Origin of the sequence: Sphingomonas citricola (assembly GCF_019429535.1) — a bacterium.
In the GTDB taxonomy this organism is placed as follows: Bacteria; Pseudomonadota; Alphaproteobacteria; order Sphingomonadales; family Sphingomonadaceae; genus Sphingomonas; species Sphingomonas citricola.
The window spans coordinates 163,375-182,330 of record NZ_JAHXZM010000003.1; the positions used below are offsets into that span (position 1 = coordinate 163,375).

The window sequence follows — 18,956 nt, forward strand, 5'->3', positions numbered from 1 at the left end:
CGCGGGCTGATCTCATGCCGTCGTCCCCTAGCGCGGCCGAATGGCGCTTAACGTCGGAGCGTAGCCCGGCAGAGCGGGGCTCGACGTCGGAGCCTGGCCCGGCCGAGCGGGGTTTTACGCTGATCGAGCTGATGGTCGTCGTGACGATCATCGGGCTCGCTTCCGCGGTCGCAGTGCTGGCGATGCCTGATCCGCGCGGGCGGTTGATGGACGAGGCGGCGCGCTTCGCGACACGGGTGCGTGCGGCGCACGACAGCGCGATCATCGATGCGCGTCCGGTGAGCGTATGGGTGACGCCGACTGGCTACGGCTTCGACCAATGGCGCGGCGGGCGCTGGGCGGCGATGGTCGAGAAGCCGTTGCGGGTCGAGCGCTGGAGCCAGGGAACGGGTGCGACGGGGGTGTTGCGCGAGCGGGTGACGTTCGACACAACCGGGCTCGCTGACCGATCGCTGACTGTGTCGCTCCGGCGCGACGGGACGAGCGCGAACGTCGCGATCGCGGCGGACGGGAGCGTCCGTGTCGCGGGCTAGGCGTCGGGATGGCGGCTTCACGTCGACGGGGCGTTCCGCCGAACACGGCTTTACGTTGATCGAGATCATGGTCGCGCTCGCCGTGTTCAGTCTCGCGGCGCTGGCGCTGATCCGGTTGGAGGGGGCGACGATCCGGTCGACGGCGTTGCTGCAATCGACGATGTTGGCGCAGATCGTCGCGCGCAACGTCGCGGTGGAGGCGGTGAGCGAGGTGCAGCCGCCGACGCGCGGACGCGTGAGCGGCGCGGAGCAGAACGGCGGACGCGCGTGGCGCTGGGTGCGTGACGTGCGCGCGATCGGGGATGGCGACGTGATGCGCGTCGACGTGGCGGTCGCGGACAGTCAGGGCGCGGTGCTGGGCCGCGTGACGATGATCCGCCCGCCCGCGCAACTGGCGAGCGTCCAGCAGTGAGAGACACGAGCGAGGCGGGCTTCACGCTGATCGAGGTCATGATCGCGCTGATGATCTTCGGCATGATCGCCGCCGCGGGTGTCGCGTTGCTGGCGTTCAGCGTGCGTGCGCAAGGGGCGTCGGGCGCGGCGCTGGACGATATCGGCGCGATCAACCGGCTGTCGTCGATCCTGACCGCCGATCTGGCGCAGGCGGTCGACCGTCCGACGCGCGATCAGAACGGGACGCGGCTGCCCGCCTTCACCGGCGGATCGGGGCAGGTGCCGATGCTGCGGCTGGTGCGCGGCGGGTGGAGCAACATCGACCAGTCGCCGCGCGCGACGTTGCAGAAGGTCGAATATCAACTGACCGCGGGCGGGATCGAGCGCGTCGGGTACCCCGCGCTCGACGGCGCGGCACCACTCCCCGCGGCGTTGATCGTCGAGGGGGTGCGGCAGGCGACATGGCGGTTCCGCTATGCCGGCGCGTGGAGCGATCGCTGGGAGGGGACCCCCGTCGCCGCCCTGCCGCAGGCGGCCGAGCTGACGCTAGTGCGCGAGGATGGTCGCAGCTACCGCATGATGTTCCTGGTCGGTACCGGCGCGCCGCGCGCACGGCAGAATGGCGCGCCGGGTGGTGGCGCGTCACCCGCTCCCACGCCCACCCCGACGCCGAGCCCCAATGCGCCGCGGTGACGGCGAGCGCGGCGCGGCGCTGTTGACGGTGCTGCTGCTCGTCGCGGTGATCGCGGTGCTGGCGGCGACCGCGCTGGAACGGTTGCGCGTGTCGACGCGGCTCACCGCCAATGCGGGCGCGCTCGATGCCGCGCGCGGTTACGCTTACGCCGCCGAGACGCTGGCGACGACGCGGGTGACGGGGTTGCTGAGCAAGGCGGGCGACCGCGTCGCGCTGCTTGGCGGGTGGAGCGACCGGCCGTTCGGATTGCCGATCCCCGGCGGGGTCGCGACCGCGCGGGTGCGCGACGGGGGCAATTGCTTCAATTTGAACAGCCTGGTGATACGCGGCGACGACGGCAGCTACGCCGCGAACAACCAGACGCTGCTGCAATTCCAGCGGCTGATCCGGTTGCTGCGCGTGCCGCAGGGCGACGCGATCCCCGCGGCGACCGCCGACTTCATCGATTCGGACGATGTCGCGCTGCCGGGCGGCGCGGAGGACGGCGCGTACCGCGGTTATCGCACCGCAGGGACGCTGATGGCGGACGTGAGCGAGCTTCGCGCGGTATCGGGGGTGACCGCGGAGCAGTATCAGATGCTGCGTCCGTGGCTGTGCACGTTGCCGACGGTCGACCGCGCGACGATCAACGTCAACACGCTGCTGCCCGAGCAGGCACCGTTGCTCGCGATGCTGATCGAGACGGGCGGCGGGGTCGAGGCGGCGCGCGGCGTCCTGCTGCGGCGGCCCGAGCAGGGTTACGGATCGACCGATCCGGTGTGGAACGCGCTGTCGCTCGCCGGGGCGGGGACGCCGGCGATGGATGGAAAGGGGCAGACGGGGGTGAAGACGGGGTGGTTCGCGCTGACGATCGACGTGGTCGCGAACGGCGCGGAATTGCATGAACAGGGATTGATCGACGCGCGGACCCTTCCCGCGCGGCTCGTTGCGCGGCAATGGGGCGACGTATCATGACCGCGGCGACGCTCCTCTTCGTGCCCCAGGGGGCAGACCAGCCGTGGCGCTGGTGGCGGTTCCGCGACGGCGCGGACGTGGTCGACGAGGGCGAGGGAATGCCGCCGCCCGACGGCGACGCAGACGCGAGCGCGCCCGTCGTCGCGGTGGCCCCTGCCGATGCGGTGACGCTCCACTGGGCCGCGATCCCCGCACGATCGGCGGCGCAGGCGGCGGCGGCGGCGCGGATCGTGGTGAGCGACGCGACCGCGACGCCCGCGGACCTGCACGTTGCGGTGGGCGAGCCGCGCGCGGGCGTCGATGCCGAGGAACGCGCGATCGCGGTCGTCGCACCCGAGCGGATGGCGGCGTGGCTCGCTGAAATGAACGCGCGCGGTGTCGATCCGGTCGCGGTCGTCCCCGCGCCGCTGCTGCTGCCCGAGCCCGAGGAGGGATGGTTGCGCGGCGATGTCGCCGGACAGGCGGTGATACGCGGGCGCTCGGCCGGGTTCGCCGACGAGGCGCGATTGACCGAGTTGATCGTCGGCGACGCCGAGCCGGTCCTGCTGGCACGCGACGAGGTATGGCGCGCCGCGGCGAGTGCGGCATCCGCGTGGCCGCTCGACCTGAGGCAAGGCCCGTTCGCGCGGCGGACGCGGCGGTCGATCGACTGGGCGCTGGTCCGGCGGCTGGGGCTGCTTGTCGCGATGATCCTGCTCGCGACGCTGGCGATCGATCTGGTTCGGATCGCGCGCTACTCGATCGGTGCCGACGCGATGGAAGCGCGCGCCGACGCGATCGCGCGACAGGGATTGCCGCGCGGCAGCGGCGAGGGCGATTCGGCGCGAATGCTGGGCGAGCGGCTGTCACGGCTGCGCGGACCCGGCAGCGGGTTCAGCCGCACCGCCGCGGCGGTGTACCAGATCGTGCAGGCGGTACCCGACAGCGAGGTGACCGCCCTCGATTTCCAGCCGAACGGCGCGCTGCGCGTGTCGCTGTCGGTCGCGGGTGAGGGGCAGGCGAATACCGTCAAGACGCAGTTGGAACGGGCGGGCTTCACCGTGACGAGCGGGGTGTTCCAGCAGGCAGGCGGCCGGTTGTCGGGCGACCTGACGGTGGCACCGTGATGTATCCAACGACGCGCCGGACGAAGCGGGGAGCGGTTGCATGAACGAGCTGCGGGCCTGGTTCGCCGGGCGATCGCTGCGCGAGCGGCGGCTGATCCTCGTGATGGTTGCGCTGCTGGCGGTGACGATCGTGTGGGGTCTCGTGATCCGTCCGGTGCGCGATGGCCTGTCATCGACGCGCGAACGCTACGCCGATGCCGTGGTGCGCGCGGGCGAGGCGGAGCAGGAACTGGCGGCGGTGAAGTCGATCCAGCGGCGGCAGCCGCGCCCGGTGCAACTGTCGCTCGCCGACGAGGTGCGTGCGCGCGCCGAGGCCGCGGGGTTCGCGCTGGCGACGCTGGAGCCGGAAGCGAACGACCGCGTCCGCGCCTCGATCGCGACTGCCAAGGCGGGTGCTTTGATGGCGTGGATCGGCAACCTAGAAAATGACGGCGTGCTGGTCGATGGATTGAGCGTGCGCGGCAACGGCGATGGCACCGTCACCGCGCAGATGACGCTGAAGGCAAGGGCGGCGTGATGCGGATACGCCTGACCACGAATCGGCGCACGTTGTTCCTGGCGATGTTCGCGATGGCGATGCTGGCGCTGCTGCCGCTCCGGCTGGTGCTCGGCTGGGCGGGGCTCGACGATCAGGGGTTCGCGGCGCGCGAGGTGCGCGGCAGCGTGTGGTCGGGGCGCTTGAGCGAGGCGCGCTTCGGCGAGCTCGCGCTCGGCGATCTGGATGCGCGTGTATCCCCGCTCGCGCTGTTGATCGGGCGCGCGCGTGTCGCGCTGGAAAGTCGCAGCGGAAACGCCGCGCAGGCGCTGTCGGGGACGGTCGAACTGTCGCGCAACCGCGCCGGCGTGATCGGCGCGACGGGGCCGATCGAGCCGGGGGGCGCCTTCGCGCCGTTGCCGGTGACCGCGCTCAATCTCGACGAGGTGAGCGTGCGGTTCGTCGACGGGGCGTGCGAGGCGGCGGAGGGACGCGTCCGCGCCGAGATTTCGGGTACGTTCCTGGGCGCGGCGCTGCCCGGCGCGGTCAGCGGGACGGCGCGGTGCGACGGTGGTGCGCTGCTGTTGCCGCTGGTCAGCGCGGCGGGCACCGAGGGCGCCGCACTGCGGCTGTGGGCGGACGGGCGTTACCGTGCCGAACTGACGCTGGTGCCGGGCGATCCCGCGGTCGCGACGCGGCTCGACAGCGCGGGGTTCGTCGCCAACGGCGCGGCGCGGATGCTCGCGATCGAGGGGCGGTCCTAGCCGCTGCGATTTGCCGGTTGACGGATTGTTGCGCGCGCGACTAAAGCGCGGGCCTTCGCGGCGACCGTAGTTCAATTGGTTAGAGCGCCGGCTTGTGATGCCGGAAGTTGCGGGTTCAAGTCCCGTCGGTCGCCCCATCAATCTACCCGGCTGGAGCGTTATGGCGAACTGGGGCTTCCCTGATTTCGACGACCACGAGGGCGTCCATCTGTTCACCGATCCCGCGTCCGGCCTGAAGGCCGTGATCGCGATCCACTCGACCGCGCTCGGGCCGGCGGCGGGCGGCGCGCGTTTCTGGCATTACGCGAGCGGCGCGGGCGCGATCACCGACGCGCTGCGGCTGTCGCGCGGCATGAGCTATAAGAACGCGATGGCGGGGCTGGAGCTGGGCGGCGGCAAGGGCGTGATCCTCGCCGACAAGCCCGGCGCGGTCATCAGCGACGAACAGTTGCGCGCGTTCGGCCAGAAGGTCGAATCGCTCGGTGGACGTTACGTCACCGCCGAGGACGTGGGCATGTCCGAAGCGCGCATGAAGGTCATCGCGAGCGAGACGAAATATGTCTCGGGGCTCCCGGTGGCTGAGGGCGCGGCGGGCGGTGACCCGGGTCCGTACACCGCGCACGGCGTCTATCTGGGCGTCAAGGCGGCGGCGAAGCGGGGCTTGGGCAGCGACGACATGCGCGGCGTGCGCGTGGCGATCCAGGGTGTCGGCTCGGTCGGCGGTGGTCTCGCCAAGCTGCTCGCGAACGACGGTGCGGTGCTGACGCTCGCCGATGTCGACACGGCACGCGCGGAGCGGCTGGCGGCCGAGCTGGGCGCGACGACCGCGTCCGCCGACGAAATCCTGTTCGCCGACGCCGATATCGTCAGCCCCAACGCGCTCGGCGCGATCCTGACCGAGGAATCGATCGGCCGGTTGAAGGCGAAAATCGTCGCGGGCGGCGCGAACAACCAGCTCGCGACCGCGGCCGAAGGTCGCCGCCTGCACGACGCGGGCATCACCTACGCACCCGATTACGTCATCAACGCGGGTGGCATCATCAACGTCGGGCTCGAATATCTCGGCCACGGCGACGAGGCCGAGGTGATGGCGCGGATCGCGCGCATCCCTGAGCGGCTGCACCAGGTGTGGGACGAGAGCGAGGCGACGGGTGATCCCGCGGCCGAGGTTGCCGACCGCATGGCGCGTCGCCTGATCGGGCGCTGACGCGACATCAAGGGCCAAGAGGCGTGACGCGCGCGCGCGGCTGATCTAACGGTAGCATCGTGCCCGCGCTCCACGCCTTTGCCAATCCCGCGCGTTTCCTCAAGATCGCGCGGCCGCTGACGCCGGTGCTGTTCTGGCTCGGGGTCGCGCTGATCGCGTTCGGGGCCTGGGCCGGGCTGACGCAAACGCCGCCCGATTATCTGCAAGGCGAGAGCGTGCGGATCATCTACCTCCACGTCCCCGCCGCGTGGCTGGGGATGGGCGGGTGGAGCGGTATCGCCTTGTCGAGCATCGCGTTCCTCGTCTGGCGGCACCCGCTGGCGGCAATCGCGGCGCGGGCGATCGCGGTGCCGGGCGCGGTGTTCGCCGCGATCTGTCTGGTGACGGGTGCGATTTGGGGGCGGCCGACCTGGGGGACCTATTGGCAGTGGGACGGGCGGCTGACCTCGATGCTGCTGCTGTTGTTCGTCTATCTCGGTTATATGGCGCTGTCGCGCGCCGACCGTGAGCGTGGCGGTGCGGGCGAGATCCCGGCGCTGTACGGGATCGCGGGAAGCGTGCTGCTGCCGATCATCCGTTACTCGGTGGTGTGGTGGAACACGCTGCATCAGGGGCCGAGCATCGGGTTGACGCAATCGACGATCGATCGGTCGATCCTGTGGCCGCTGCCGTTCACGCTGGTGGGCTTCACCTTATTGTTTGCCGCGATCGTGCTGATGCGGATGCGCGCACTGCTGGCGATCGCGAAGGCCGAGGCGCGGCTGCGTCGGCGGGCGGAGGCGTGAACGCCTGGCCTTTCGTGGCGGCGGCCTATGCGGTGACGCTGGGCGGCGCGGCGATCCTGTCGATCGTCAGCTATCTGTCGATGCGGCGCGCGGAAAAGTGACCGCGAAGAATCAGCGCATGGCGCTCGCAGGAGCGGGCGTGCTCGCGATCGCAGTCGCGGCGGTGCTCGCGCTGTCGGGGTTGAAGGATCAGGCGGCGTTCTTCTATGCGCCGTCCGACGTCGCCGGCGCGCTTCCCCCGCCCGACAAGGCGGTGCGGCTGGGTGGCATGGTGGCGGATCACTCGATCAAGCGCGCGGCGGACGGCGTCTCGATCGCCTTCGTCGTGACCGATGGCAAGGCGACGACGCCGGTCAGCTTCACCGGCATCGCCCCCGACCTGTTCCGCGAGAAATCGGGCGTGGTGGCTGAGGGCCATTTCAACCGCGACGGGTCGTTCACCGCGACAAACCTGCTCGCGAAGCACGACGAGAAATACATGCCGCCCGAGATGAAGGGGCGGATGCACGAGACGAAGACGCTTGAGCGATGAGCGGCGCGGCGGAAACGGGGGATCCGCGATGGGCTATCTGACGCTCGCGCTGCTTGGCGGGGCGGCCTTCGCGGCGCTGGTCGCGCTGCGCGTCGCGCGCGCCTTGTGGTCGCTGGTCGGTGCGGCGCTGTTTCTCGGCGCGGCGGGATACGCGTGGCAGGGGCGGCCGCTGCTGGCGAGCGCGGATGCCGCGCCGCGGGTCGATGCGGCGCCGATCGAACCCGAGATGATCGCGCTGCGGGCCAGCCTGCTCGGCAGCTATACCCAGGACGCGGCGTATCTTATCGCGTCGGACGCGATGGCGCGCAGCGGCGATCCGCGCTCGGCGTCCGAGGTGATGCTGGGCGCGGTGCGCAAGCTGCCGAACAGCTTCATCGCCTGGACGTGGCTGGGCACGACGCTGGCGGGGGAGACGGGGCAGGTGCAACCGCCTGCGCTGCTGGCCTTCCGACGCGCGGCGCAACTGGCGCCCGATCATCCGGCACCGCCCTTTTATGCTGGGCTGGCCTACGTGCGCGCAGGCGATTTCGCGACCGCGCGAGCATATTGGCGACGTGCGGTCGCATTATCCCCGGCGGGGGCATCGTATCGACGCGAGATCGCGGTGCGATTGGCGTTGCTGGAACGCCTGCTCGCGAGTGGCGCGGTGCGTTGACGCGGGCGGCGACGCGGCCGGTCACGGCCGCGTCGCGTTGGGGTAAATGTTACTGACCGCGGCCGGTCTTGGCCTGCAGTTCGTCGATCTTTTTCGATGCATCGGCCTTGGTCAGCGAGTCGTCGAATTCCTCGTGCGCTTCCTCGCTAAGCGTCTTCAGATAGCTCGCCTGCGCGCCGGTCATCGCCTCGCCGCCGGTGGTCCAGTCGTCCGGGTCCTTCTCGGCGTTGCTGAACGGCTCTGACTTGGGGTTGGTGTCGCTCATGAGGTAATCCTTTCGTGCGCCCGAACGCTTCGTGTTCGCTTCCTGTTCCGCGTTGCGAGCGCAGGGGGACAGTGCTAGGCGCGGCAGCGCAATGGGGACAATGACGGACGTGGCCGTGACCTCGGTTAGAACGGCGCTCGCGTGAACACCGAGGATCCCGCGTTGCGGGCACAATTGGGTGGCACGCACCAGCCGCACGCGCGCGACGGGCTGCTGAAGCTCGCACTGGGTGCGATCGGCGTGGTCTACGGCGACATCGGTACCAGCCCGCTGTACTCGATGAAGGAGGTGTTCGTCGGGCACCATCCGCTGACCGTCGACCAGCTTCACATCTTCGGCGTCGTCAGCCTGATGTTCTGGTCGCTGATGTCGATCGTGACGATCAAATACGTGCTGATGATCCTGCGCGCCGACAATAACGGCGAGGGCGGGAGCCTGGCGCTGCTGGCATTGATCCAGCGGCGGTCGCAGTCGGGCAAGCGATGGGGCACCAGCCTCGTCATGCTCGGCGTGCTCGCGACCGCGCTCTTTTTCGGCGATTGCATGATCACGCCCGCGATCTCGGTCCTGTCGGCGGTCGAGGGGCTGGCGACGGTCGAGCAGGGGTTCGACTCGTTCGTGCTGCCGATCGCGGTGACGATCATCATCGCGCTGTTCTATCTCCAGTCGATCGGGACGGCGAAGGTCGGGCGGCTGTTCGGCCCGATCATGCTGATCTATTTCGTCGTGCTGGCGGTGCTGGGGCTGATCCACATCGCCGCGCGTCCCGACATCCTGTGGGCGCTCAATCCGATGTGGGCCGTGCGTTTCGCCGCGAACGACGGGCGGCTGGCGTTCCTGGCGCTCGGGTCGGTCGTACTGTGCGTGACGGGTGCGGAGGCGCTCTACGCCGACATGGGGCATTTCGGCCGGCAGCCGATTTCATGGGCGTGGCTGTTCTGCGTGTTCCCAACGCTGATGCTCAACTATCTGGGGCAGGGCGCATTGCTGTTGTCGACGCCGTCGGCAGCGGAGAATCCGTTCTTCCTGATGGCGCCCGAGCAATGGCGACTGCCGCTCGTCATCCTGGCGACGATGGCGACCGTGATTGCGAGCCAGGCGGTCATCACCGGCGCGTATTCGGTGGTGCAGCAGGCGGTGCAGCTCGGCCTGATGCCGCGTATCCGCATCGAGCACACGAGCGCCTCTGAGGCCGGGCAAATCTACATCCCGAGCGCGAACTGGGCGCTGTTGGTGATGGTGCTGCTGCTGATCTTCGGCTTCGGCGAATCGTCCAACCTTGCCGCCGCTTACGGCATCGCGGTGACGGGGACGATGTTCATCTCGACCTGCATGGTCGGCGTGCTGATCTACCGCGTGTGGAAGTGGCCGCTGTATCTGGTCGTCGCGTTCGAGGCGGTATTCCTGACGATCGATGGGCTTTATTTCGCGTCCAACCTGACCAAGGTGCCCGACGGCGGCTGGTTCCCGCTGATGATCGCGAGCATCGTATTCCTGCTGCTCACCACCTGGTCGACGGGGCGCAAGCTGATGCTCGAGCGGATGCGCGAGGCGGCGATGCCGATCAAGATCTTCATCGATTCGGCGGCGAGTTCGGCGACGCGCGTATCGGGGACGGCGGTGTTCATGACCTCGACCCCGGAAGGCGTGCCGCCCGCGCTGCTCCATAACCTTAAGCACAACCGCGTGCTCCACGACCGCGTGATCCTGCTGACGGTGCGCGTCACCAACATGCCCTATTTCCCCGAGGAGGACCGGTTCCTGCACGAGGATCTGGGACAGGGGTTCCACCGCGTCATTCTGCGGTACGGCTTCATGGAGGAGCCCGACGTTCCCGCGCACCTGAAGGGCTTCGGCGGGTGCGGCGCGGAGTTCCGCATGATGGAGACGAGCTTCTTCCTGTCGCGCCAGACATTGCTCGCGTCGGAACGACCCGGGATGGCGGTGTGGCGCGAGAAACTGTTCGCGTGGATGCTGCGCAATGCCGAAAGTGCGATGGAATTCTTCCGCCTGCCGACCAACCGCGTCGTCGAACTGGGCAGCCAGATCGAGATATGACCGCGCACGACGATCATGCGGCGGGGCTGAACGCGCCGATCATCGTCACCGCTGTGTTCGCGCATCCCGATCAGACATGGTTCGACGCGCAGCGGCGCGACTATTTCCCGCCCGAGCGCAACCAGCTCGATGCGCATCTGACGATGTTTCATCATCTGCCGCCCAGTATTGCGGCCGAGGTGAAGCGGCGGTTGAACGAGGAAACCCGCGGGGTGCCTGCGCCCGACGCGCGCGTGGGCGGGCTGATCAACCTCGGGCGAGGCGTGGCGTACCGGATTGAGAGCCCCGATCTGGTGGCGCTTCGCGCGCGGCTGGCGGACGCGTTCACCGGGCTGCTGACGCCGCAGGACCAGGCCGGCTGGCGCCCGCACGTGACGATCCAGAACAAAGTTGAGCCGGTCGAGGCGAAGAAGACGCTGGCGGCGCTGCAGGCCGGGTTTACGCCGCGGCCGGTGCGCGTCGCGAGGCTGGCGGCGTGGTGGTATCGCGGCGGTCCGTGGGAACAATTGTCGGTGCACAAGTTCAGCGCTTGACGGCGTTTCCGCGGCTGCTATAGCCCGCGCCTCGCAGACGCTCCGGTGCCTTATGGCGGAGTAGCTCAGCTGGTTAGAGCACGGGAATCATAATCCTGGGGTCGGGGGTTCAAGTCCCTCCTCCGCTACCATGCCGGAGCGTCTGCGAGTGAACCCAGACATCGTTGCCCGCTCGTGAAGGAGCTGACGCTGGCGATCGTCGGGATCGATTTTCCCAACAATGATCGCGCGCGTTCGAACCGCCGTTCCGAACTGCTGTTGTTGTCGCCGGGCGCGTTGATGACGCTGCTGCCCGAACCGCGCAACCCGGTCGATCCCCACGCGGTCGCGGTGTTCAGCCCCAGTGGATTGCAGGTCGGCTATCTGAGCGCGGAGCGCGCGCCGTGGATCGGCGCGCGCATCAGGGCGGGGGACGAGGTGATCGCGATCCTGCAGGGCGTATCGGGCGGTGCGGGATATCTGCGCGTGCGGATCGGCGGGGGCGTGCCGACTTTGCCCCCGATGTCCGGGCAGGGCGAAGCGGCGGCAGGGGCGGGAGAGCCGGACTTCTGGCCCGATCCCGACGGCCCCGAGTTCGGGGCCTAAGAATATTAGGCCCGGTTTAGCCCGACCCTGATCGCAGGGCCGGGCTGAGTGGAAGTGGTATCGTCAGGCGGGGACGCCGTAGAGATCGTGGTCGTCGGCATCCTCGATCACGACCGGGACGATGTCGCCGAGCGCGAGATGGCCGGCGTCGCGCAACTGCACCTCGCCGTCGATCTCGGGCGCGTCGGCATAGGAACGGGCCGTCGCGCCGCCACTTTCGGCATCGACCGCGTCGATGATGACGTCGAGCGTGCGGCCGATCTTGCGCTGGAGCTTCGCCGCCGAGATCGCCGCGGTCTTCTCCATCACGCGCGCGTAGCGCTCTTCCTTGACCTCCTCGGGCACGTGATCGGGCAGGAGGTTGGCGCTGGCGCCCTCGACGGGTTCGAAGCGGAACGCGCCGACGCGGTCGAGCTGCGCTTCATCCAGCCAGTCGAGCAAATAGTCGAAGTCCGCTTCGGTCTCGCCGGGGAAGCCGACGACGAAGGTCGAGCGGATCGCGATATCGGGGCAGATGTCGCGCCACGCGCGAATGCGGTCGAGCACCTTGGCGTCGTTCGCGGGGCGCTTCATGCGGCGCAGCACCGACGGGGCAGCGTGCTGGAACGGGATGTCGAGGTACGGGAGCACCAACCCTTCCGCCATCAGCGGGATGACCTGATCGACGTGCGGATAGGGATAGACGTAGTGGAGGCGGACCCAGGGCGCGATCTGCCCCAGTTCGCGTGCGAGATCGGTCATGTGCGGGACGACCTCACGACCCTTCCACGCGCGTGGTTCGCGGCGGATGTCGATGCCGTAGGCCGAGGTATCCTGGCTGATGACGAGCAGTTCGCGCGTGCCCGCCGCGACGAGCTTCTCCGCCTCGCGCAGGATCGCGTCGGGGCGGCGGCTGACGAGATCGCCGCGCAGCGACGGAATGATGCAGAAGGAGCAGCGGTGATTGCAGCCCTCCGAGATCTTCAGATAGCTGTAGTGGCGCGGGGTCAGCTTCAGCCCGGCATCGGGGATCAGGTCGACGTAGGGGCTGATCGCGGCGGGTGCGGCGGCGTGGACCGCCTCCACCACCTGCTCATATTCGTGCGCGCCGGTGATCGCGAGCACCTGCGGGAAGCGGGTGCGGATCGCCTCGGCTTCCTTGCCCATGCAGCCGGTGACGATGACGCGGCCGTTCTCCGCAATCGCCTCGCCGATCGCCTCGAGGCTTTCCTCCTTGGCGGAGTCGAGGAAGCCGCAGGTGTTGACCAGCACGACGTCGGCGCCCGAATAATCGGCGCTCATCTGATAACCGTCGGCACGGAGCTGGGTGAGGATGCGTTCGCTGTCGACCAGGTTCTTGGGACAGCCGAGCGACACCATGCCCACGCGGGGCGGGGAGGGAAGTTGCGTTGCCATGAGAGTGCGCGGACATAGCGATTTGTGCGCGCTTTTCCTAGGGTCGTGGCATGGATCGATATTCGCTCGTGCCGCACCCTGATCATCCGCCGCGCGGCGTACGCGGGGTGACGGTGGAGCTTCGCGTGACGGATGGCGACGACGTACTGCTCACCTACGCGGTCGATGGTGCGGAAGCGGTTACGTGGCCTGAGTGGGCGAGCCCGGTGCGGACCGACGGACTGTGGCGGACGACCTGTTTCGAGCTGTTCCTGATGTTCGACGACGAGGAGCATTACGTCGAGTTCAACTTCGCGCCGTCCGGCGCGTGGGCAGCGTATGCGTTCGATGGTTACCGCGATGGGATGACCGATCTGCCGTGTGATATCGTGCCGCACGTCGACCGGACGGCGGACGGTGTCGAGGTCGACTGCGACCTGGGCGGATTGCCGTACGGCGAGCTGCTGATGTCGCTGACCGCGGTGATCGAGGAAACGGACGGGCGACGCTCGTTCTGGGCGCTCCAGCATCCGCCGGGTGCGCCCGATTTCCATCATCGCGATTGCTTTGCCGCGCGGCTGGCGGCACCAGCGCGGTCATGAACTTCGGGATCGATCGCCTGCTCGCCGACGCGAGCCTTCGCCGCGAACTGGAGGGCAAGCGCGTCGCCTTGCTCGCGCATCCCGCGTCGGTGACCGCCGACCTGACACACTCTCTCGACGCGCTGGTGGCGGCGGGGATCAACGTGTCGGCGGTGTTCGGGCCGCAGCACGGCGTGCGCGGCGACCTGCAGGACAATATGATGGAGTCGCCCGACTTCACCGATCCGACCTACGGCATGCCGGTGTTCAGCCTCTACGGCGAGGTGCGGCGGCCGACGGAAGCGTCGATTGACACGTTCGACGTCATGCTGGTCGATCTGCAGGACGTGGGGTGCCGCATCTACACGTTCGTGACGACATTGCTCTACGTGATCGAGGCAGCAGCCGCGCACGGCAAGGCGGTGTGGGTGCTCGACCGGCCCAATCCGGCGGGGCGTCCGATCGAGGGACTGACACTGCGTGACGGCTGGGAGAGTTTCGTCGGCGCGGGGCCGATGCCGATGCGGCACGGGATGACGCTAGGCGAACTGGGCCACTGGTTCGTCGCGCATTACGCACTCGACGTCGATTACCGGGTGGTCGCGATGGAGGGGTGGGCGCCCGAGGCGGCGCCTGGATACGGCTGGCCCGAGACGCGGGTGTGGATCAATCCCAGCCCCAATGCGGCCAACGTCAACATGGCGCGCGCCTATGCCGGGACGGTGATGCTCGAGGGCACGACGCTGTCGGAGGGGCGCGGTACGACGCGCCCGCTCGAATTGTTCGGCGCGCCCGATCTCGATGCGCGCGCGCTGATCGCGGAGATGCGGCGGCTCGCGCCCGAATGGTTGGCGGGGTGCAGCCTGCGCGACATCTGGTTCCAGCCGACGTTTCACAAACATGCCGGCGAATTGTGCGCGGGCGTGTTCATTCACGCCGAGGGGCCGGGGTACGACCACGCGGCGTTCCGGCCGTGGCGGTTGCAGGCGCTGGCGTTCAAGGCGCTGCGCATGCTCAGGTCAGACTATCCGCTGTGGCGCGATTTCCCGTACGAATATGAATTCGACAAGCTGGCGATCGACGTCATCAACGGCGGACCGGCCTTGCGCGAATGGGTCGACGATGCGGGGGCGACGCCGGGTGATCTCGACGCGCTGACGCTGGCGGACGAGCGCGCATGGGCCGAGACGCGCGTACCGTTCCTGCTCTACTGATCCTCGACGGTTACCCCTCGACGGTCACGGTGGCGGGGTGATGCTTGTCGAGGTGGCGCAGGATGCGTTTCAGGTTCCTGGTGTTCGAGCGGTAATAGAGATCGGCGGCGTCGCCGACGAACGGGACCAGTCCGAGCAGCGCGTCGAACCCGACGCGCCCGGTCATGCGCAGCAGCGACGCCTTGCTCATGCCGAGATTGCGCGCCTCCCACACCAGCCAACCGCCGAGCGCGGCGGCGAGCGCGTCGCCCGCGACCGGGATCAGTCCGAGCACGAAGTCGAGCCCGACGCGGCGGTTGATGCCAGGGATGACGAACAGTCCCTCGAGCAATTGCTCCATCGCGATCAACCGACGTCGCACCGAGGCCGGATCGCGGCCGAGGGGAAGGTTTGCCGCAGCGAGACCGGGCGGCATGGTGATGGGGCGGGCCATGACGATTATCTGGTATCGCGGCGCAGGTGGTTCAACGGATGCCACGCGCGCGCGTTCGCCTGCCACTGCGCGAGCCGCGGCGAGACGAGCGACCAGCGGAACGGGCGCGCGAGCGGGACGAAGGCGGCATCGGCGGTGAGCGCGGCATCGGCGCGCGCGATCGTCGCCGCGCGCGCATCGGGGGTCGGTGCTAGCCGCGCGTCCTCGATCGCCTGCTGCGCCTCGTCCGAACAGGCGAGGCACGCTTTCGCCAGGAACCAGCGCGCGCTGTCATAGGGGGCGACGAGATCGACCAATCGCAGATCGGCCGCGGGGTCGTCGAGGGCGAGCCGCCGCGGGACGATCCCCATCGCGTATAGATCGGCGGCGAGGCGGGTCCATAACACCGTGCCGCCGCTCCCCGCGGGCAAGGCGAGACCGAGCGACGGCGTGCCGCCGGTCGCGCGCCATGCCGCGACGCGCGCGCGAACGGCGGCCAGACGCTGATCACGCGGCACCGCCGCCCAGGCGGGCTGCACCGGCGGCGACAGCGAATCGAGCTGGTCGGGCAGCAACGTCTCGGTCGAGACCCAGTCGGGGGAGACGGCTGCGACGAGGGCGGCACGGTCGAACGCGGCCGCGAGCGCCGCGCGCGTCGCGGGATCCGCGAGAAAGCCGTCGCGGCGCACGATCGCGAGCCCGAAGAGCCCGGTCGCGGGATCGACGCGTAGCGTCGCCGGTGTCGGTTCGGCGCGCTGGACGAGCGGCCAGTCGGTGATCGTGCCCCCCGCGACGAGATCGGCGCGGCCGGCGGTGAAACGAACAATCGCGCGCGCGGCGCGCTCGGCGATCAGGCGTACGTTCTCCTCGGGCGTCGGCGCGTCGTCGTCGGGATCGCGGTCCGGGTTCTCGACCGGACGCAGCAGCACCGCACCCTTCGTCCCGCGCGTGGCACGAAACGGGCCGGCCCCTCCGGCATCGCTGCGCACGAGCGCCAGTTCGGGCTGCGCGAACAGCTTGAGCAGGTCGGGCCGGGGGCGCGCGAGTTCGATCTCGATCACCTCGGGCGTCATCTCGACCACGTCGTCGATCGCGCTGAGATAGGGCGCGAGGCTGTTGCGCGCACCACGCGCGAGCTGACGTTTCAGCAGGCGGACGATCTGCTGCGCCTGGACCGGCTCGCCGTTGGCCCAGCGCGCCTCGCGCAGGCGAAAGATGTAGCTCGTGCCGTCGTCGGTGACGGTCCAGCGCTCGGCAAGCCCGCCCTCGATCTGTCCGGCAGCATCGAAGCGGACGAGCCCTTCCGCGACCGAATCGGTCAGGAGGCGGTCGGCGGTGGGGAGTTGACGGCGATCGACGCCGGCGACGGCCGACGCGTCGCCGATGACGCTGACGACGACCGGGCCGACGTCGGTCCGGCGATCGCACGCGGCGGTGAGGAGCAGCGCCGGCAGGCCGGCCGCCGCGATGATGGTGCGGACGGCGGGACTCGAACCCGCACGCCATGGGCAGAAGATTTTAAGTCTCCAGCGTCTACCGATTCCGCCACGTCCGCGCATCAGCTTCGCGCTTGAGCGCGCTTCGGTAGCGCGCGTCAAGCATCGAAAGCGTGGAGGAATTCGGATCAGACGTTCAGACGCTGGCGCATTTCCTTGCCCGGCTTAAAATAAGGCACGCGCTTCGCGGTCACGTCGACCGTCTCGCCCGTCCGCGGGTTACGCCCGGTGCGCTCGTCGCGCTGGCGCGTCGAGAAGGCGCCGAAGCCGCGCAGTTCGACCCGGCCGTTCGCCGCCAGCCGATCGACAATCTGGTCGAAGAAGGTGGCGACAATCGCCTCGACGTCGCGCTGGGAGAGTTCCGGATTCTCTTCGGTGAGCCGGTTGACGAGTTCCGACCGAATCATTCGCTTCCCCAAAATCGCAACACCTGCCGGGACGGCCCCGGCGCGGCTCGATTGATACAGGTAAATAGTGGCGCGCGATAGGACCGAAACGTCATCATGGCGCCAAAGCAAAAGGGGCCGGCGAAGCCGACCCCCCAAGCGTTGTTCCGTCGTGAGACAGAATCTTACTTCTTCGATTCGCGCGCCTTGAGCGCCTCGCCGAGGATGTCGCCGAGCGACGCACCCGAGTCGGACGAACCATATTGTGCGACGGCCTGCTTCTCCTCGGAGATCTGCATCGCCTTGATCGAGAAGGTCGGCTTCTTGGAACGGTCGAAACCGGTCACCATCGCGTCAAACTTCTGACCGACCTGGAAACGCTCCGGGCGCTGCTCGTCGCGGTCGCGGCCGAGATCGGTGCGCTTGATGAAGCCGGTCGCGCCGTCGTCGCCCTGCTGGACCTCGAGGCCAGCGTCGCGGACTTCGAGCACGGTGACGGTGACGACCTGGTTCTTGCCGAGGCGGTCACCCGCACCGGCCGAGACCGGACCACCACGCTCGAGCTGCTTCATGCCAAGCGAGATGCGCTCCTTCTCCGAGTCGATGTCGAGCACGACGGCCTGCACCGTCTCACCCTTGCGGTGGAGGTTGAGCGCGTCCTCACCCGAAACACCCCAGGCGATGTCGGACATGTGGACCATGCCGTCGACGTCGTTGTCGAGGCCGATGAACAGGCCGAACTCGGTCGCGTTCTTGACTTCGCCCTCGACGGTCGAGCCGATCGGATGGGCGGCGGCGAACGCCTCCCACGGATTGGCCTGCGCCTGCTTGAGGCCGAGCGAGATGCGGCGCTTCTCGGCGTCGACCTCGAGGACGACCACGTCGACTTCCTGCGAGGTCGAGACGATCTTGCCCGGGTGGACGTTCTTCTTGGTCCAGCTCATTTCCGAGACGTGGACGAGGCCCTCGATGCCCGGCTCGAGCTCGACGAACGCACCGTATTCGGTGATGTTGGTCACGCGGCCCGACAGCTTCGCGCCGACCGGATACTTGACGCCCGCGCCATCCCACGGATCGCTCTCGAGCTGCTTCATGCCGAGCGAGATGCGCTGCGTGTCCTTGTTGATGCGGATGATCTGGACGCGCACGGTGTCGCCGATGTTGATCATCTCCGACGGGTGCTGGACGCGCTTGTACGACAGATCGGTGACGTGGAGCAGGCCGTCGATGCCGCCCAGGTCAACGAACGCACCGTAATCGGTGATGTTCTTGACCACGCCCTCGATGATCTGACCCTCGGCGAGGCTCTGGATCAGGCCCGAGCGCTGCTCGGCGCGGGTTTCCTCGAGCACCGCGCGACGCGACACGACGATGTTGCCGCGCTTGCGGTCCATCTTGAGGATCTGGAACGGCTGCGGGATGTCCATCAGCGGGGTGACGTCGCGCACCGGGCGGATGTCGACCTGCGAACCCGGCAGGAAGGCGACGGCGCCCGAGAGGTCGACCGTGAAGCCGCCCTTGACGCGGCCGAAGATCGTGCCCTCGACGCGCGCGGTCTTCGCGAACTCGACCTCGAGCTTGTCCCATGCGGCCTCGCGGCGTGCGCGGTCGCGGCTGAGCATCGCTTCGCCGTGCATGTTCTCGACGCGGTCGACGTAGACCTCGACTTCGTCGCCGACCTTCAGCTCGGCCTTCTGGCCCGGCGCAGGCGCGAATTCGCGCAGCGGCACGCGGCCTTCGCTCTTCAGGCCGACGTCGATGACGGCCAGGTCGTTCTCGATGCCGGTAACGGTGCCGAGCACCACGCGGCCCTCGAAGCTGTCGGCGCCGCCGAACATGTCATCGAGCATTGCCGCGAAATCGTCGCGTGAGGGAGCTGCCGTAGAGGCCATAAATCCGTAAGTCCTAAACGTTATCGTTTCCGGCCAAGCGGTTGGTTCCGCTGGTCTAGGGT

General features: G+C 68.7%; 22 protein-coding genes and 3 tRNA genes. 18 read left to right on the forward strand and 7 right to left on the reverse strand.

The annotated features are described in order from the left end of the window. Nucleotides 1-14: 14 nt before the first annotated feature. From KZ810_RS08440 to KZ810_RS08495, 12 genes are all read left to right on the forward strand, one after another. Entirely contained in the window at nucleotides 15-533 is a 519-nt protein-coding gene (locus KZ810_RS08440; RefSeq protein WP_308461518.1) for a GspH/FimT family pseudopilin, read from the forward strand. Beyond that, nucleotides 520-945: a type II secretion system minor pseudopilin GspI gene (gene gspI, locus KZ810_RS08445; protein ID WP_219768613.1), complete on the forward strand. Its 426-nt coding sequence runs from the start codon at nucleotides 520-522 to the stop codon at nucleotides 943-945. Before KZ810_RS08440 ends, gspI begins: the two co-directional genes overlap by 14 nt. After that, the gene (gene gspJ, locus KZ810_RS08450; RefSeq protein ID WP_219768614.1) at nucleotides 942-1,619 is read left to right on the forward strand and encodes a type II secretion system minor pseudopilin GspJ; all 678 of its coding nucleotides are present in this window, start codon (nucleotides 942-944) and stop codon (nucleotides 1,617-1,619) included. Before gspI ends, gspJ begins: the two co-directional genes overlap by 4 nt. Further along, the gene (gene gspK / locus KZ810_RS08455) at nucleotides 1,606-2,574 is read left to right on the forward strand and encodes a type II secretion system minor pseudopilin GspK (RefSeq protein WP_219768616.1); all 969 of its coding nucleotides are present in this window, start codon (nucleotides 1,606-1,608) and stop codon (nucleotides 2,572-2,574) included. The genes gspJ and gspK overlap by 14 nt, the downstream gene beginning before the upstream one ends. Beyond that, a complete protein-coding gene (gene gspL / locus KZ810_RS08460) occupies nucleotides 2,571-3,680 on the forward strand; it encodes a type II secretion system protein GspL (RefSeq protein WP_219768617.1) in 1,110 nt (369 codons plus the stop codon). Before gspK ends, gspL begins: the two co-directional genes overlap by 4 nt. 40 nt (nucleotides 3,681-3,720) lie before the next feature. Further along, the gene (locus KZ810_RS08465) at nucleotides 3,721-4,197 is read left to right on the forward strand and encodes a type II secretion system protein M (protein WP_219768618.1); all 477 of its coding nucleotides are present in this window, start codon (nucleotides 3,721-3,723) and stop codon (nucleotides 4,195-4,197) included. Then, on the forward strand, nucleotides 4,197-4,919 hold the full coding sequence (gene gspN / locus KZ810_RS08470) for a type II secretion system protein N (RefSeq protein WP_219768621.1): 723 nt from the start codon (nucleotides 4,197-4,199) through the stop codon (nucleotides 4,917-4,919). The genes KZ810_RS08465 and gspN overlap by 1 nt, the downstream gene beginning before the upstream one ends. Nucleotides 4,920-4,979: 60 nt before the next feature. After that, nucleotides 4,980-5,056, forward strand: a tRNA-His gene (locus KZ810_RS08475). 23 nt (nucleotides 5,057-5,079) lie between these two features. Continuing rightward, on the forward strand, nucleotides 5,080-6,126 hold the full coding sequence (locus tag KZ810_RS08480; protein ID WP_219768622.1) for a Leu/Phe/Val dehydrogenase: 1,047 nt from the start codon (nucleotides 5,080-5,082) through the stop codon (nucleotides 6,124-6,126). Nucleotides 6,127-6,185: 59 nt separating this feature from the next. Then, a complete protein-coding gene (gene ccmC, locus KZ810_RS08485; protein ID WP_219768624.1) occupies nucleotides 6,186-6,911 on the forward strand; it encodes a heme ABC transporter permease CcmC in 726 nt (241 codons plus the stop codon). A 97-nt stretch (nucleotides 6,912-7,008) separates the two neighbouring features. Continuing rightward, nucleotides 7,009-7,443 (forward strand): cytochrome c maturation protein CcmE, encoded by a 435-nt coding sequence (ccmE, locus tag KZ810_RS08490; RefSeq protein ID WP_219768625.1) that lies wholly within the window; start codon nucleotides 7,009-7,011, stop codon nucleotides 7,441-7,443. Nucleotides 7,444-7,471: 28 nt separating this feature from the next. Further along, nucleotides 7,472-8,098 (forward strand): tetratricopeptide repeat protein, encoded by a 627-nt coding sequence (locus tag KZ810_RS08495; RefSeq protein ID WP_219768627.1) that lies wholly within the window; start codon nucleotides 7,472-7,474, stop codon nucleotides 8,096-8,098. Nucleotides 8,099-8,147: 49 nt separating this feature from the next. Here the strand turns inward: KZ810_RS08495 and KZ810_RS08500 are convergent, their stop codons facing one another. Then, on the reverse strand, nucleotides 8,148-8,363 hold the full coding sequence (locus KZ810_RS08500; RefSeq protein WP_219768628.1) for a DUF3072 domain-containing protein: 216 nt from the start codon (nucleotides 8,361-8,363) through the stop codon (nucleotides 8,148-8,150). Between the two features lie 141 nt (nucleotides 8,364-8,504). On the opposite strand from KZ810_RS08500, the gene KZ810_RS08505 reads away from it, so the two are divergent. The 4 genes from KZ810_RS08505 (at nucleotide 8,505) to KZ810_RS08520 (ending at nucleotide 11,539) form a co-directional block, all read left to right on the forward strand. Continuing rightward, nucleotides 8,505-10,421: a potassium transporter Kup gene (locus KZ810_RS08505; RefSeq protein ID WP_219768629.1), complete on the forward strand. Its 1,917-nt coding sequence runs from the start codon at nucleotides 8,505-8,507 to the stop codon at nucleotides 10,419-10,421. Then, nucleotides 10,418-10,954 carry a 2'-5' RNA ligase family protein gene (locus KZ810_RS08510; protein WP_219768630.1) on the forward strand — a complete coding sequence of 179 codons (537 nt, stop codon included), beginning with the start codon at nucleotides 10,418-10,420 and terminating at the stop codon, nucleotides 10,952-10,954. Before KZ810_RS08505 ends, KZ810_RS08510 begins: the two co-directional genes overlap by 4 nt. Before the next feature lie 54 nt (nucleotides 10,955-11,008). Continuing rightward, a tRNA-Met gene (locus KZ810_RS08515) sits at nucleotides 11,009-11,085 on the forward strand. Nucleotides 11,086-11,128: 43 nt separating this feature from the next. Continuing rightward, entirely contained in the window at nucleotides 11,129-11,539 is a 411-nt protein-coding gene (locus tag KZ810_RS08520) for an HIRAN domain-containing protein (RefSeq protein ID WP_219768632.1), read from the forward strand. 63 nt (nucleotides 11,540-11,602) lie between these two features. On the opposite strand, the gene rimO is transcribed toward KZ810_RS08520, so the two are convergent. Then, nucleotides 11,603-12,934: a 30S ribosomal protein S12 methylthiotransferase RimO gene (rimO, locus tag KZ810_RS08525; RefSeq protein ID WP_219768633.1), complete on the reverse strand. Its 1,332-nt coding sequence runs from the start codon at nucleotides 12,932-12,934 to the stop codon at nucleotides 11,603-11,605. Nucleotides 12,935-12,984: 50 nt separating this feature from the next. Between rimO and KZ810_RS08530 the strand changes: the two genes are divergently transcribed. Together KZ810_RS08530 and KZ810_RS08535 are read left to right on the forward strand one after the other, a co-directional pair. Beyond that, on the forward strand, nucleotides 12,985-13,515 hold the full coding sequence (locus KZ810_RS08530) for a DOMON-like domain-containing protein (protein ID WP_219768634.1): 531 nt from the start codon (nucleotides 12,985-12,987) through the stop codon (nucleotides 13,513-13,515). After that, the gene (locus KZ810_RS08535; RefSeq protein WP_219768636.1) at nucleotides 13,512-14,708 is read left to right on the forward strand and encodes an exo-beta-N-acetylmuramidase NamZ family protein; all 1,197 of its coding nucleotides are present in this window, start codon (nucleotides 13,512-13,514) and stop codon (nucleotides 14,706-14,708) included. The genes KZ810_RS08530 and KZ810_RS08535 overlap by 4 nt, the downstream gene beginning before the upstream one ends. A gap of 10 nt (nucleotides 14,709-14,718) precedes the next feature. On the opposite strand, the gene KZ810_RS08540 is transcribed toward KZ810_RS08535, so the two are convergent. From KZ810_RS08540 to rpsA, 5 genes are all read right to left on the reverse strand, one after another. Beyond that, nucleotides 14,719-15,141, reverse strand: coding sequence for a DUF4112 domain-containing protein (locus KZ810_RS08540; RefSeq protein WP_219768637.1), 423 nt, complete (start codon nucleotides 15,139-15,141; stop codon nucleotides 14,719-14,721). Between the two features lie 5 nt (nucleotides 15,142-15,146). Next, the gene (locus KZ810_RS08545; protein ID WP_308461536.1) at nucleotides 15,147-16,637 is read right to left on the reverse strand and encodes an ABC transporter substrate-binding protein; all 1,491 of its coding nucleotides are present in this window, start codon (nucleotides 16,635-16,637) and stop codon (nucleotides 15,147-15,149) included. Beyond that, nucleotides 16,592-16,675 (reverse strand) — tRNA-Leu (locus KZ810_RS08550). Before KZ810_RS08550 ends, KZ810_RS08545 begins: the two co-directional genes overlap by 46 nt. Nucleotides 16,676-16,744: 69 nt before the next feature. Beyond that, nucleotides 16,745-17,023, reverse strand: coding sequence for an integration host factor subunit beta (gene ihfB / locus KZ810_RS08555; protein WP_219768639.1), 279 nt, complete (start codon nucleotides 17,021-17,023; stop codon nucleotides 16,745-16,747). Nucleotides 17,024-17,187: 164 nt separating this feature from the next. Further along, nucleotides 17,188-18,894, reverse strand: a complete 1,707-nt coding sequence (gene rpsA, locus KZ810_RS08560; protein ID WP_219768640.1) for a 30S ribosomal protein S1 — start codon at nucleotides 18,892-18,894, stop codon at nucleotides 17,188-17,190. Nucleotides 18,895-18,956 lie beyond the last annotated feature (62 nt).

Coding starts and splice junctions, on each gene's coding strand:
- KZ810_RS08440 (WP_308461518.1), top strand. CDS start 15: ATGCCGTCGTCCCCTAGCGCGGCCGAATGGCGCTTAACGTCGGAGCGT.
- gspK (WP_219768616.1), top strand. CDS start 1,606: ATGCGCCGCGGTGACGGCGAGCGCGGCGCGGCGCTGTTGACGGTGCTG.
- gspL (WP_219768617.1), top strand. CDS start 2,571: ATGACCGCGGCGACGCTCCTCTTCGTGCCCCAGGGGGCAGACCAGCCG.
- KZ810_RS08465 (WP_219768618.1), top strand. CDS start 3,721: ATGAACGAGCTGCGGGCCTGGTTCGCCGGGCGATCGCTGCGCGAGCGG.
- gspN (WP_219768621.1), top strand. CDS start 4,197: ATGCGGATACGCCTGACCACGAATCGGCGCACGTTGTTCCTGGCGATG.
- KZ810_RS08480 (WP_219768622.1), top strand. CDS start 5,080: ATGGCGAACTGGGGCTTCCCTGATTTCGACGACCACGAGGGCGTCCAT.
- KZ810_RS08495 (WP_219768627.1), top strand. CDS start 7,472: ATGGGCTATCTGACGCTCGCGCTGCTTGGCGGGGCGGCCTTCGCGGCG.
- KZ810_RS08500 (WP_219768628.1), bottom strand. CDS start 8,363: ATGAGCGACACCAACCCCAAGTCAGAGCCGTTCAGCAACGCCGAGAAG.
- KZ810_RS08510 (WP_219768630.1), top strand. CDS start 10,418: ATGACCGCGCACGACGATCATGCGGCGGGGCTGAACGCGCCGATCATC.
- rimO (WP_219768633.1), bottom strand. CDS start 12,934: ATGGCAACGCAACTTCCCTCCCCGCCCCGCGTGGGCATGGTGTCGCTC.
- KZ810_RS08530 (WP_219768634.1), top strand. CDS start 12,985: ATGGATCGATATTCGCTCGTGCCGCACCCTGATCATCCGCCGCGCGGC.
- KZ810_RS08535 (WP_219768636.1), top strand. CDS start 13,512: ATGAACTTCGGGATCGATCGCCTGCTCGCCGACGCGAGCCTTCGCCGC.
- KZ810_RS08540 (WP_219768637.1), bottom strand. CDS start 15,141: ATGGCCCGCCCCATCACCATGCCGCCCGGTCTCGCTGCGGCAAACCTT.
- ihfB (WP_219768639.1), bottom strand. CDS start 17,023: ATGATTCGGTCGGAACTCGTCAACCGGCTCACCGAAGAGAATCCGGAA.
- rpsA (WP_219768640.1), bottom strand. CDS start 18,894: ATGGCCTCTACGGCAGCTCCCTCACGCGACGATTTCGCGGCAATGCTC.